Source organism: Bradyrhizobium sp. IC4059, assembly GCF_020193615.1.
Lineage (GTDB): Bacteria > Pseudomonadota > Alphaproteobacteria > Rhizobiales > Xanthobacteraceae > Bradyrhizobium > Bradyrhizobium yuanmingense.
In genome coordinates, this window is sequence record NZ_JADYVH010000001.1 from 1 (window position 1) to 12,168 (window position 12,168).

At 61.6% G+C, this 12,168-nt stretch carries 8 protein-coding genes, 1 tRNA gene and 1 pseudogene; 7 read left to right on the forward strand and 3 right to left on the reverse strand.

What is annotated here, in order from left to right:
- Positions 1 to 256: 256 nt before the first annotated feature.
- Positions 257 to 1,567 carry an ABC transporter substrate-binding protein gene (locus I6F12_RS00005; RefSeq protein WP_225155206.1) on the reverse strand — a complete coding sequence of 437 codons (1,311 nt, stop codon included), beginning with the start codon at positions 1,565 to 1,567 and terminating at the stop codon, positions 257 to 259.
- Positions 1,568 to 1,712: 145 nt separating this feature from the next.
- Positions 1,713 to 2,945 carry an SMP-30/gluconolactonase/LRE family protein gene (locus I6F12_RS00010; RefSeq protein WP_225152276.1) on the reverse strand — a complete coding sequence of 411 codons (1,233 nt, stop codon included), beginning with the start codon at positions 2,943 to 2,945 and terminating at the stop codon, positions 1,713 to 1,715.
- 182 nt (positions 2,946 to 3,127) lie between these two features.
- Between I6F12_RS00010 and I6F12_RS00015 the strand changes: the two genes are divergently transcribed.
- From I6F12_RS00015 to I6F12_RS00035, 5 genes are all read left to right on the forward strand, one after another.
- Complete coding sequence (locus I6F12_RS00015; protein ID WP_057026371.1) at positions 3,128 to 3,391, forward strand: hypothetical protein; 264 nt, start codon at positions 3,128 to 3,130, stop codon at positions 3,389 to 3,391.
- A gap of 388 nt (positions 3,392 to 3,779) precedes the next feature.
- Positions 3,780 to 5,339 (forward strand): 2-isopropylmalate synthase, encoded by a 1,560-nt coding sequence (locus I6F12_RS00020; RefSeq protein WP_036006756.1) that lies wholly within the window; start codon positions 3,780 to 3,782, stop codon positions 5,337 to 5,339.
- A gap of 118 nt (positions 5,340 to 5,457) precedes the next feature.
- Entirely contained in the window at positions 5,458 to 6,462 is a 1,005-nt protein-coding gene (locus tag I6F12_RS00025; protein WP_036025066.1) for a TRAP transporter substrate-binding protein, read from the forward strand.
- 198 nt (positions 6,463 to 6,660) lie between these two features.
- Complete coding sequence (locus I6F12_RS00030) at positions 6,661 to 7,257, forward strand: Spy/CpxP family protein refolding chaperone (RefSeq protein WP_225155207.1); 597 nt, start codon at positions 6,661 to 6,663, stop codon at positions 7,255 to 7,257.
- A 165-nt stretch (positions 7,258 to 7,422) separates the two neighbouring features.
- Positions 7,423 to 7,498, forward strand: a tRNA-Lys gene (locus I6F12_RS00035).
- 309 nt (positions 7,499 to 7,807) lie between these two features.
- Here the strand turns inward: I6F12_RS00035 and I6F12_RS00040 are convergent.
- Entirely contained in the window at positions 7,808 to 9,334 is a 1,527-nt protein-coding gene (locus I6F12_RS00040) for a hypothetical protein (protein WP_225155208.1), read from the reverse strand.
- A gap of 1,304 nt (positions 9,335 to 10,638) precedes the next feature.
- Between I6F12_RS00040 and I6F12_RS00045 the strand changes: the two genes are divergently transcribed.
- Together I6F12_RS00045 and I6F12_RS00050 are read left to right on the forward strand one after the other, a co-directional pair.
- Positions 10,639 to 10,812 (forward strand): hypothetical protein, encoded by a 174-nt coding sequence (locus I6F12_RS00045; RefSeq protein ID WP_225155209.1) that lies wholly within the window; start codon positions 10,639 to 10,641, stop codon positions 10,810 to 10,812.
- A gap of 343 nt (positions 10,813 to 11,155) precedes the next feature.
- A pseudogene (locus I6F12_RS00050) lies at positions 11,156 to 12,016 on the forward strand (DUF4238 domain-containing protein); the annotation flags it as partial.
- Positions 12,017 to 12,168 lie beyond the last annotated feature (152 nt).

Sequence of the window (12,168 nt, forward strand, 5' to 3'; positions counted from 1 at the left end):
GTGTATAAGAGACAGGAGGAGGGGCGGCGGGTGGTGTTGTAGGCGACACGAAGTCGCTGAACGGGGCCACAGGCCCACTGCAAATCCTTCTCCCCTTGCGGGAGAAGGTGGCGCGAAGCGCCGGATGAGGGGTTGTTTCCGCGCATCCCAATGAGAGTTGAACACGCGGAGGGAGACCCCTCACCCGTCTCGCCGCAACGCGGCGAGCCACCCTCTCCCGCAAGGGGAGAGGGTGTACACTGCCCGTGCCGCCCCCTCACGCCCCGTAGGTCGAGCCCTTCGGCAGCGGGAAGACCGGGTCCTGCGTGCGGATGTTGGTCGGCCACACGACGGAGATGTGCGCGCCGGCGTTCTGCATCACGACCGGCGTCGAACGTTCGTTCTGGCCGGAGAGCGGCGTGCCCGGCGGGAAGAATTTCACGCCATAGCCCTGGATCGTGCCGCCCGCGGGGATGTCGACGTCGAGCGCCGCTTTCCGGATCGCCTCGGGCTCGAAGCTGCCGTACTTCTCCTTGGCGACAGGCAGCACGTTGTTGAGCAGCACCCAGGTCTGGTTGAAGCCCATCGAGCAGTGCGGTGGCACATCGGTGGCGCCGGTCTTGGCCTGGTAGCGACTGACCATGGTCTTGATCAGATCGCCCATGCCGGGCGCGAGCTTGGCGGGATCGAGCAGCTGTGCCGGCACCGGGTCGATGTTGCAGAAATTGTCGATGTCGGCGCCGAACGTGGCGCGCAACTTGTCGAGTTGGCTGTAGCCGGCACCGGCTCCGAACAGCATCTTGAAGCGCAGGCCGCTCTCGCGGGCCTGGCGCAGGAACAGGGTGATGTCAGGGTTGTAGCCCGCGTGCGAGATCACGTCGGCCTTGGCCCGCTTGATCTTGGTCACCAGCACCGACAGGTCGGGCGCCGAGGCCGAATAGCCTTCGCGCAGCACCACCGGAATGCCGGCCTCTTTCGCATAGGCTTCGTCAGCGGAGGCAACGCCGACGCCATAAGGGCCGTCCTCGTGGATCAACGCGACCTTGACCTCCTTCGGATCCATGCCGAGCTTGGCTTTGGCGTGCTCGGTGAGGAAGCTTGCAAAGGCCTGGCCGTATTGATCCGAATGGATCTGCGCGCGAAATACGTGCTGCAGGTTCTTGTCCTTGAACACGGCGGTCGAGACCGCGGTCGTGATCCAGAGGATCTTTTTTTGCTGCTCGACCTTGGCCGCGAGCGGCACCGCATGCGAGCTGGCATAGACGCCGTTGAGGATGTCGATCTTCTCTTGGCTGATCAGGCGTTCGGCCTCGTTGATCGCAACGTCCGGCTTGCTCTGCGAATCCGCGGCGACCGGAGCAACCTTGTATTTGCCGCCGACACCGCCTTTCTCGTTGACGAGGTCGATGGCGATCTGCACGCCGATCGAGGAGGCGACCGAGCCGCCGGCGGCGAAGGGGCCGGTGAGGTCGTAGATCAGGCCGATGCGTATAGTCTCGGCTTGTGCCTGGGCGCGTGTCCAATCGAGGCTGAGTGCGGCGGCGGCAGCCGCCGATGTCTTCAGCAGCTGCCTGCGTGAAGTCGGCATCCTATCCTCCCTCAAAACCGTCGTTCGATCTTGTTGTTGTTCGCAAAGTATGGGGAGCTGGACGGCGGAAAGTCAACATCGCGAAAGTCGAGGTTCTTCGGCGCCGGCGCTTCACGCCGGCGCGTTCGTTCGTGGATGGCGCCGCTCAGCCCGGCCCGGCGCCTTGGGTCGCCGTATACACCGCGTAGAGCGATTGGCTTGCGGCCATGAACAGGCGGTTGCGCTTGGGGCCGCCGAAGCAGACGTTGCCGCACACTTCCGGCAGACGGATGCGGCCGAGCAGCTTGCCCTCCGGCGACCACACCGTGACGCCGCTGTAGCCGACGGCGCGTCCGGCATTGCTGGAGGCCCAGAGATTGCCGTTGACGTCGCAACGCAGGCCATCCGGTCCGCACTTCACGCCGTCGATCACGCAATCGGTGAACTTCTTCAGGTTCGACAGCTTGTTGTCGCTGCCGACGTCGAACACGAAGATCTCGCCCTTGCCGCCGGGGCCGGTGTCGCCCGGTCCCTTGCCGGTCGAGGCGATGTAGAGCTTCTTGTAGTCGGGCGAGAAGCAGAGCCCGTTCGGGTCGGGCACCTGGTCTTCGGTGACGACGAGGTCGATGCGGCCGGAGGGATCGATGCGATAGCAATTGGTCGGCAGCTCGCGCTTGCCCGGCACGAAGCCGGCCGGCTGTCCGATCCGCGGATTGAGCTTGCCGCCTGCATTGCTCGGGCCGCCCGCGACGTCGGGCTCGCCTTCGTAGAGCTGGCCGCCATACGGCGGATCAGTGAACCAATAGCTGCCGTCGGGATGCGCGGCGATGTCGTTCGGCGAGTTCAGCTTCTTGCCCTGGTAGGACTCGGCGAGCACGGTGGCGGTACCGTCATGCTCGTAACGCGTCACCCGTCGCGTCAGGTGTTCGCAGGAGAGCTGGCGGCCCTGGAAGTCGAACGAGTTGCCGTTGGAATTGTTGGAGGGCGAGCGGAATACGCTGACGCGGCCGTCGTCCTCGGTCCAGCGCATCTGCCGGTTGTTGGGAATGTCGCTCCACAAGAGATAGCGGCCCTGCGCACTCCACGCCGGGCCTTCCGCCCAGAGCAGCCCGGTGTAGAGACGCTTGATCGCGGTGTTGGGCTGCGCGAGATCGTTGAAGGACGGATCGACCGCGATGATGTCGGGGTCCCAGAAATAGGTCGTCGGCGCGCCGCCCGGGCCGAAGTCGCGCGGCGGCGTCGTGATCGTCGTCGGCGGTGCGGCGGGCCCGGTCTGGGCCAGCGCGGGGCCCGCCAACGTGGCCGCGGCGCCGAGCGCCAGCCCCCCGACCAGCGTTCGTCGTGAAAGCGCAGCATCGTGCGCACGCTGCTCCCGCTCAGGAGCCTCCTGGCGTGTCATCGTATCCTCCCGGTTACGTTCGGCCGGCCGGTTGATCCGGCCAAGCGCGGCGAAGGTTAGTCCGGTCCGCGTCCGGTTGCGAGAGGCAGACTTGAAACCGCGGCGTGATCGCAGGTCGCAATTTCGTCACCTTCGAGTGCGTTTGGATTGCAGGGCGCTAGCGGGGGATAAAGCCGGAGCTCATTGTGCAAGTCGTCATCCTGGTCATCCTTCTCTCACTCGCGTTTGCGGCCGGCTATTTCACGCGGGATTACGTCTCCCGAAAAAGGCGCGCGGAGGCACGCCGCTGGCGCGAGTACGCTGAGCCGGACTGGCTCTCAGCCAATGCGCCGGCCAACACCAACGAGATCGCGAAGACCGGCACCGCTGCGCCCACCGGCGAGCTCGGCCAAATGCTGAACCGTTGGGAGAACAGGGCGCGCGCCCGCCGCACCGGCACGGCCTAGGCCTACCCTTTTAGGTCATCTATGTTGACCCTCTTTTTGGCGTTGCAGTTGCGGCCATTTCTCGTCTAGAAACGGCCACATCGGGCCTCTCCCGAAACCAACCGTCAACGGTTTTGACCGAGGATTTGAGGCTCTACAGGGTCTGGCAATGCTGATTCGCGGCCAATTCGAGGGGATTTCGGGGGAGGTGGCTCTGGCCGCCGCCGCGATCCCGGCTGCGCTGCTGCCCACCCTCCTTATTGGCGGCCTTCTTCTTACTTGCCCCTGAGGGCCGGCTGGGCGCCATGCGCCTGGGCGCTCAGGGGTTGGTCGAGATCAACGGACACCTCAAGCGCCAAGGGACTGAAACGGCTCTGAACGGCGCAAACGCTCAAAAGGAAATCTAGAAATGGCCACCGTGAACAAGTCCGAGAAGGACCGCGTCATCATTTTCGACACCACGCTGCGCGACGGCGAGCAGTGCCCCGGCGCCACCATGACCTTCGAGGAGAAGCTCGAGGTCGCCGAACTGCTGGATGATATGGGCGTCGACGTCATCGAGGCCGGCTTTCCGATCACCTCCGAAGGCGACTTCCAGGCGGTCAGTGAGATCGCCCGCCGCTCCAAGAACGCCGTCATCGCCGGTCTGTCGCGCGCCCATCCCGCCGACATCGACCGCTGTGCCGAAGCCGTGAAGTTCGCCAAGCGCGGCCGCGTCCACACCGTGATCGCGACCTCGCCGCTGCACATGCGGGTGAAGCTGAACAAGACCCCGGAGCAGGTGATCGAGACCTCGGTCGCGATGGTCGCGCGCGCCCGCAACCAGATCGACGACGTCGAATGGTCGGCCGAGGATGGCACCCGCAGCGAGATGGACTTTTTGTGCCGCATCGTCGAGGCCGTGATCAAGGCCGGCGCCACCACGGTGAACATCCCCGACACCGTCGGTTATACGGTGCCGGAGGAATATACCCACTTCATGAGGACGCTGATCGAGCGCGTGCCGAACTCGGACAAGGCGGTGTTCTCCGTGCACTGCCATAACGATCTCGGCATGGCGGTCGCCAACTCGCTGGCCGGCATCACGGGCGGCGCGCGCCAGGTCGAGTGCACCATCAACGGCATCGGCGAGCGCGCCGGCAACGCCGCTCTCGAAGAGATCGTTATGGCGATCAACGTGCGCAACGACAAATTCCCCTACTGGAACAAGATCGACACGACGCAGCTGACCCGTGCCTCGAAGCTGGTCTCGGCGGCGACCTCGTTCCCGGTGCAATACAACAAGGCGATCGTCGGCCGGAATGCCTTCGCTCATGAGAGCGGCATTCACCAGGACGGCGTGCTGAAGGACGCTTCGACTTACGAGATCATGCGCCCCGAGATGGTGGGCCTGAAGCAGTCGTCGCTGGTGCTGGGCAAGCATTCCGGTCGCCACGCCTTCGTGCACAAGCTGGAGGAGATGGGCTACAAGCTCGGTCCGAACCAGTTGGAAGATGCGTTCACGCGGATGAAGGCGCTGGCCGACCGCAAGAAGGACATCTACGACGAGGACATCGAGGCGCTGGTCGACGAGGAGATGGCGGCCTCGCACGACCGCATCAAGCTGACCTCACTGACGGTGATCGCCGGCACCCACGGTCCGCAGCGCGCGACCATGAAGCTCGACGTCGACGGCCAGATCAAGATCGAGGAAGCCGAAGGCAACGGCCCGGTCGACGCCGTCTTCAACTGCATCAAGCGCCTGGTGCCGCACGAGGCCAAGCTCGAGCTGTACCAGGTGCACGCGGTCACCGAGGGCACCGACGCGCAGGCGGAAGTGTCGGTGCGGCTGGCGCAGGACGGCCGCTCGATGACGGCGCGCGCGGCGGATCCGGATACCCTGGTGGCTTCGGCCAAGGCCTATCTCGGCGCGCTCAACAAGATCGTCATGAAGCGCCAGCGCGACAATGTGACGGCGGCGGCGAGCTGAATGGCTGCCCTGCTAAGGGACAATAGCGGCTGTGTAAGCGAGCCGCTATTGATGCAGCCGGCATAAGACTGGCCACCCGGCGCCGCCGGGCGGCTCAAACAAACGACAGGGAGAGACCATGCGCACCTCGGCGATCGCCGCCTCCATCGCGGTTCTGGCACTTGGCTTGAGCGGGCCGGCATCGGCCCAATCACCGATCATCATCAAATTCAGCCACGTTGTCGCCACCGACACGCCGAAAGGCAAGGGCGCGGAGAAGTTCAAGGAGCTCGCCGAGAAGTATACCGGCGGCAAGGTCAAGGTCGAAGTCTATCCGAACTCGACGCTCTACAAGGACAAGGAAGAGCTCGAGGCGCTCCAGCTCGGCAGCGTGCAGATGCTGGCGCCGTCCAACTCCAAGTTTGGGCCGCTCGGCATCCGCGAGTTCGAGGTGTTCGACCTGCCTTACATCCTGCCCGACATCAAGACGCTGCGGAAGGTGACGGAAGGGCCGCTCGGCACCAAGCTGCTGAAGCTGCTGGATGCCAAGGGCATCACCGGCCTTGCCTATTGGGACAACGGCTTCAAGCAGATGAGCGCGAACAAGAAGCTGATCACGCCGGCCGACTATCAGGGCGTGAAATTCCGCATCCAATCCTCGCGCGTGATCCAGGCCCAGTTCAAGTCGCTCGGCTCGCTGCCGCAGGTGATGGCGTTCTCGGAAGTCTACCAGGCACTCCAAACCGGCGTGGTCGACGGCCAGGAGAACACCTGGTCGAACATCTACACCCAGAAGATGCACGAGGTTCAGAAGTACATCACCGAAACCAATCACGGCTACATCGGCTACGTCGTGATCGTGAACAAGAAATTCTGGGACGATCTGCCGGCCGACATCCGTGACCCATTGTCAAAGGCGATGAAAGAGGCGACCGAGTTCAGCAACGCGCAGTCGCAGAAGGAGAACGATGACGCGCTGGCCGAGATCAAGAAGAGCGGCAAGAGCGAGATCATCAAGCTGACGGCCGATCAGGACGAGGCGATGCGCAAGGCGATGGAGCCGGTCTACAAGGAGGCCGCGGGCCGCATCGGCCAGGGGCTGATCGACGAGTTCCTGAAGGAAGCCAAGAGCCCGACGAACTGACCTCGACGGGCGACCCCAACGAAGGGCTTCCGCGCAGCGCACGGAAGCCCTTTTTGTTGCGAATTATTTTTGTTCGCATCTGAACGGACATTCACGGCGATTACATCTCTGTAAGAGCGCGCTTCCTGTCCAAGTTGTAAGTTGCGCGTCAGCCCCCTCGCGCTCATCCTCACGGGTATCCTTCCAGAGGAGGTCAGGATGAAGAAATTCACCATCGCAGCCATCGCCGTGCTCAGCATCGCCGGCTCGGGCGCGGTCTATGCCCAATATCATCGCCCGTGGATGGAGCACGTCCGCCACATGCGCATGAGCCCCGAGGACCGCGCCGCCTTCGTCGATGCGCGGATCGCCGCCGTCCATGCCGGGCTGAAGCTGAACGCAGACCAGGAGAAGCTGTGGCCGCCGGTCGAGGCGGCGGTGCGGGAGTTCGCCAAGCTGCGCATCGACCGCGCCAATGCGCGGATGAATGCCGGGCCGGGCGATGCCGACAGGGCCGAGGATCCGATCGCCCGCCTGCGCCAGCGCGCCGAGGACATGGGCGCCAGCTCCGCCGCCCTGAAGAAGATCGCCGATGCCGCCGATCCGCTCTACAAGACCCTCGATGAGGGCCAGAAACGGCGTCTCGCCGTGCTGACCCGGCACCGCGGTCCGTTCGGCGGCGGCGAGGACGGCCCGCGCCACCACCACTTCAAGGAGCGCATGGACCGCATGATGGAACGGGGCATGGACCACTTCCACCACGACCGCTTCGACCGTGACCGCGGTCCCGACCGGGACCGGGAGGGCCGGCTCTGAACGGACCGGTTCTCAGGCCGTAAACCTGGCGAAGCCGCTGGAATCCAGCGGCTTTTCGCATTTTCGGGGCTGCGGACGAGACCTTGGAAAACTTGCGTCCGATCGCTTGCCAGACCCGGAACGCTTTGCTAAACGACCGGCCTCGCAAGGCCTTGACCGCCTTTCGGGCGCATAGCTCAGTTGGTAGAGCAGCTGACTCTTAATCAGCGGGTCCCAGGTTCGAGCCCTGGTGCGCCCACCACTCTCAAGGGATTGGCCCGCAAGGGCTTTTTTCATTTCTGGGACAGAACAAACCAGGTCTCGTGCGACGCTTTTTGTGGTCGTACGTCGCACGCCGTGCGACGAGTTGGATAATTGGGGTGCCCTGTCACCGGTCTGCCATCGTAGATGGCAAACTTGGCACGTTCACAGACGCCCTAGGCTGAGGGCGCGGCTCTCGTTCAAATGAGGCGAAACATAGAATGCGAGATTGGCCGCGCGCTGCGCGACCTTTAGGCCGGAGCCCGCGCTCCGCTGGACACCAGCCAAAATGAGACCTACCGGCCTGCGTTCAGCCCTTCATGCCTTCCTTACGCACCTGCAGTTCAAGCCTGTCGATGCCGGAATCGGCGCGAGCGGCATTCCGGGCGCGGTAGTGCTTCACGATGGTCTGCGCGCTTCGGTATGAATGCCCAGTAATGTCGCAAATCGTCAGCAGGTCGCAGCCAGCTCGATCAAGAAGCATGACGCAGGTATCACGTAGGTCTTGGTCGTGCTTCTGGTCGAGTTCGCCGGCGCCATTTACAAACATCAGCGAAGGACAGGGCGTCAGGCGCCACGCTGTCTCATCGCCACTGCTGTCGCGTGCGGTCTGCGCATCCAACCACTTAGCCAATGCACTCTTGCGCTGATCGACCGCTCGAGCGCGCTGCGCCTTATTCTCTTCATCCAGCGGAAAAGGGGCGAACAGCCTGTCAACATCTTTAATCAGTTCAGCGTTCAGTCGCTCTGCGCGTACAATTGCCTGTCGCGCGTTATCGCGCGCGAGAAAGCCGAAGATTGCCACGGCCCGGGCGGTCGACACCCAATGGCGATATGTACTCTCATTATAAGGCTCGCCATTGTCCTCATTGACCACGAGTTCGGGCGGCACCTTATCCAGTTGAAGCCGAAGCTTCAGTTCCTTTACTCGTGCACGCGAGGCATTCAGCCGTGCGCTGAGTTGTGGCGCCTCTTTGATGTCGACAAGTTCACCAGTCTTGCTCTGCCGGAACGCGTGCCGGCCCTCAAGGTCGCTCTCGTTGCGCATAATCAGACGGTCAGTCTGGCGCTGTCCGGTGAACAACGCCAGATGAAAGCTATCGCCGACCGAAGGCCGTTCGATCGCATCGGCTGCGGCGACCCATGCGGAAAATTCGGGCATGGCAACCTGTACGATGCGTCCGTCTGGATGATCGAACTCCATGCCTTCTCGCGGGTTGGGCCCGAGGCGCCACAAGACGCTTTCCTGCCCCCAAGTGAACGCCGCTGAGAGCGTGGCTATCATAGAGAGCGCCATATGATGGCCGCGAGCCGATTTCGCATAGTTATAGAAGGCGCGGAACTCCGGTTTGCCGATTGATGTCGGAGTGGCAGTCGCTATCGCCTCGAGTTCTCGGACGGGCTCGGCTACGCCGAGAAGCTTGGCGGCACGCATTTCGGCGCGCATCTTCGCGGCGGATTCGCGTGATTGCGGTCGGTACAAGATGGCGGAGATACATTTGCGATAGGAAGATTGCGAGGCGGACGACAACGCCTTGAACTCGACCGACTTGCTCCAATCGTCCAGAAGATCTTCGATCGTAGAACGCTTCCGGATCGTAATTTTCTTCGGCAGCTTGCCGGCGCGGCGCGCCGCCTCGATCTCTGACTTTCGCTTGTCTGAAAAGTCTGAGGCCTCTTGGAGATTGAACCACGCACCGACAGGACGGCCTTTTTCATCGTGCGGCGGATGGCGCAAGTCGGCATCGACAAAGCCGAGAGCTCTGGCATAAGCGCCGTGCGACGACCGAGGGCGGCCATCACGCCACTTCACATGCGGAAACTTTGGATCGGCCATAAAAAGCCTCAGTGCCAGTAAGAGATAGCGCCCATTGGAATCTAGCGCGATCTAGTCTGTCAAGAGTCGTACTGGCCGTAAGCTCTCCGCAGCCGCTCGCGGTGATCCTCGTCGCTTGCTGCTGGCGGCGGCGCGAATGCGTCATTGGCAATCGTCTTTGGGCGCATAGGATGATGTCGGGTAAGCCAAGCATCGAAGCCAGTGCGTTCCCATTTCAGCGGTCCTCGCTCGCTGATCGGCGAAGGCAAGCCGTCGCGCTCGTGCCTTCGGCGGCGCGTGCGATAGAATGTATCCAGAGAGACGCCAATCGCCGCTGCGACCTCGGTCGAAGAATAGGGTGGCTCAATGCTCTCGGGGCGCAACTGCATAATGCCTCGCCGCTTTTGGCCTTTTGATCGGAGTCTTGGTGAAGCAAAATGAGCAAATAAGATTAGAGGCGAAAAGCATTCCCCATCGGGTGGAGGGAATTCGGCTTCTTTGGAGTACGAATAGGATGCTCCGGTGCTAACATGTTCGACATTCGTCCGCCGCTTTCGCGGATTCGTGAAACTGGTGCGGCGAACGAACCCGCGCATCACGAGGCGCCGATTTCCCTGACCGGTCAGCGGACTCGAACGTGCACCAGACCGTTATGAGCGGCGGGATAGCGATTGGTTTCGTTGATTTTGCTGACTTTTTGTTTCAATCCGATCGCGTTCGTTGCGCTTCGGCTGGGTCGTTTCTGGTGCGAAACTAGTGTGGTAACGCCTGCTTATGCAAACGAGCCGGGCCTGACATCCGTAAGGTCTCCATCGCAGGACTCTCAACGATGATCAGCGACTTTACCCTCTCAAGGCTGAAACAGGGGTTCGATTCCCCTAGGGAGCGCCAGACAATTCAATAACTTAGAACCGCGATGGAGAAGTCGTCGAATATCCGTTGAATAAGCGTCGGCGGACGTTGGCGAACCCCGACACACTCCCTCAGGGATCCGACCACGCAGGTTCGAGCGGCATAGAACCGACAGCTCTGTTGGAAGTTCGAGCGCCAGTGACCGCCACAACGATATGCGATCCGCCCCCAAGCAACGCGAAGTGCTCGCATCTGGTAGGCCGCGCTCCATGCGTCGAATGCGCGATGTTTACCGTGCCGCAAATGAAGGCTTCCGCATCTTCGGCGGTGCACCGAGTTCGGACTCGGTCCGGAAGAATACAGCACGCGCGCAAAGCCACTCGCGACTTGTACGATCATAATTGCGGCAGGTGGAACGCAATCTACCAAAGCAAGGCGGGGCCAAATGCTCAGAACCAAGTTTGGGAAAGCCCTTGCCGCTCTACGTCGCGTATCTGAAGGCGGGCACAGACGCCGCAATCGCCTTCATCAACGATTTCCATGCGCAAGGGCCTCGGCAGTACGAGCGCTATACCAGAGTAAAAGCCTTCGAGCAGATGCGGACCACGTCTGCTCTAGAATCAGTAATGAAGTTCACAGATGCCTAGTCAGTCGAAGCGAAAATAGACATGGCGCGACCCAGCGAACTTGTGCTGAGTTGGGCGTGGTCGCATTCCGAGCAGCGCCTGTTTGATTTTTCCTCGCGATCTATGCTCCAGATCAGCCAGATGTGAAGTATACCATCCAAGAGGCCATTGCGCGCTGGCCCGTCGAGACAGCTAGCAGACCATCTGCGGCAAGCATCGAAATGCATCAACAGCCTGATTAGCGCGGTTAGATGCACGCGCTCCTTATGCTGGCAGCTTGCAAGGACCCGCTAGCCTCTTACATTACATCATGGGTTTTATCAGCGAGCGCGAGCAACCGACCCATTAGGAGACGAGGAAGGCGATGGCCGAGGCTCGGAAGCATCATTACGTGCCACAGATGTACTTGTCAGGTTTCGCCAACTCAAAGGGCCAATTATGGGCCAGCGATGCCTCGATATCGAAAACGTTTGCAGCAGGCCCCGCCAACATTGCCGCGGAGCGCGATTGGAATCAGATCGACATCAACGGGGTGCCGAAAGACGCTCTAGAAAAGGAGCTCGGTAGGCTCGAAGGCCTCATAGCGCCCGCCATCAAGAGGGTCCGCGAAACAGCGTCCTTTGGGACGAATGACGAGGATCGCGAAGATATCATTAATCTCGTGACGCTCTTGGCGGTACGGAATCCGAAAGTTCGCGAAGGCATACAGCGACTCGAAACGGATCTCTTGCGCGCGATGCTCGTCGCGCCGTTCGAGGATCCGAAGCGTTGGGATGCCATTGTCAAGAAGATGAAGGAGATGGGCCAGTGGCCCGAAGGGCAGCCTACTGATTTCGAGGGCTTCAAAAGGTATGTCGAGGAGAACAAGGACAAGCTCTACGCGCATAAAAACCTTACGCTCGAGATGGAACTCGCGGCGTTAGAAAAAATGCACCCGATTTTCGATGAACGACGATGGCGTATTTTGAAGGCGAAAGAGGGGACGGGTGGATTCGTGACCACGGATCATCCGGTGTGCGTGCACAAGCCGGAAGCTCCCGTAAATTATGGACAGCTCTATGCTCCCGGCTTCGGACTAGCGGATCGCGACATCCTATTTCCGCTATCTCCTCTCGTTTGTCTGGTTGGACGGCAAGAAGGCGAGGAGGACGTTATTGAGGTCGGTCTCCATACCGTCGCCAGCGCCAATGCAACAGTGATGGGCTTCGCGTTGAAGCAGATATACTCGGCGGATGATCAGTTCTATTACACACGCTCTCCCCACGAGCCGATCGGGCGATTAGTCTCAGTCGCTAATCCGAGCGAGCCGCCTTCTATGCCGCTCTGCGCAAATCCCACGGTCCGGCGAAGGCGGGCGGGGACTGCACGCTCTCAAAA

Coding starts and splice junctions, on each gene's coding strand:
- I6F12_RS00025 (WP_036025066.1), top strand. CDS start 5,458: ATGCGCACCTCGGCGATCGCCGCCTCCATCGCGGTTCTGGCACTTGGC.
- I6F12_RS00040 (WP_225155208.1), bottom strand. CDS start 9,334: ATGGCCGATCCAAAGTTTCCGCATGTGAAGTGGCGTGATGGCCGCCCT.
- I6F12_RS00030 (WP_225155207.1), top strand. CDS start 6,661: ATGAAGAAATTCACCATCGCAGCCATCGCCGTGCTCAGCATCGCCGGC.
- I6F12_RS00020 (WP_036006756.1), top strand. CDS start 3,780: ATGGCCACCGTGAACAAGTCCGAGAAGGACCGCGTCATCATTTTCGAC.
- I6F12_RS00005 (WP_225155206.1), bottom strand. CDS start 1,567: ATGCCGACTTCACGCAGGCAGCTGCTGAAGACATCGGCGGCTGCCGCC.
- I6F12_RS00010 (WP_225152276.1), bottom strand. CDS start 2,945: ATGACACGCCAGGAGGCTCCTGAGCGGGAGCAGCGTGCGCACGATGCT.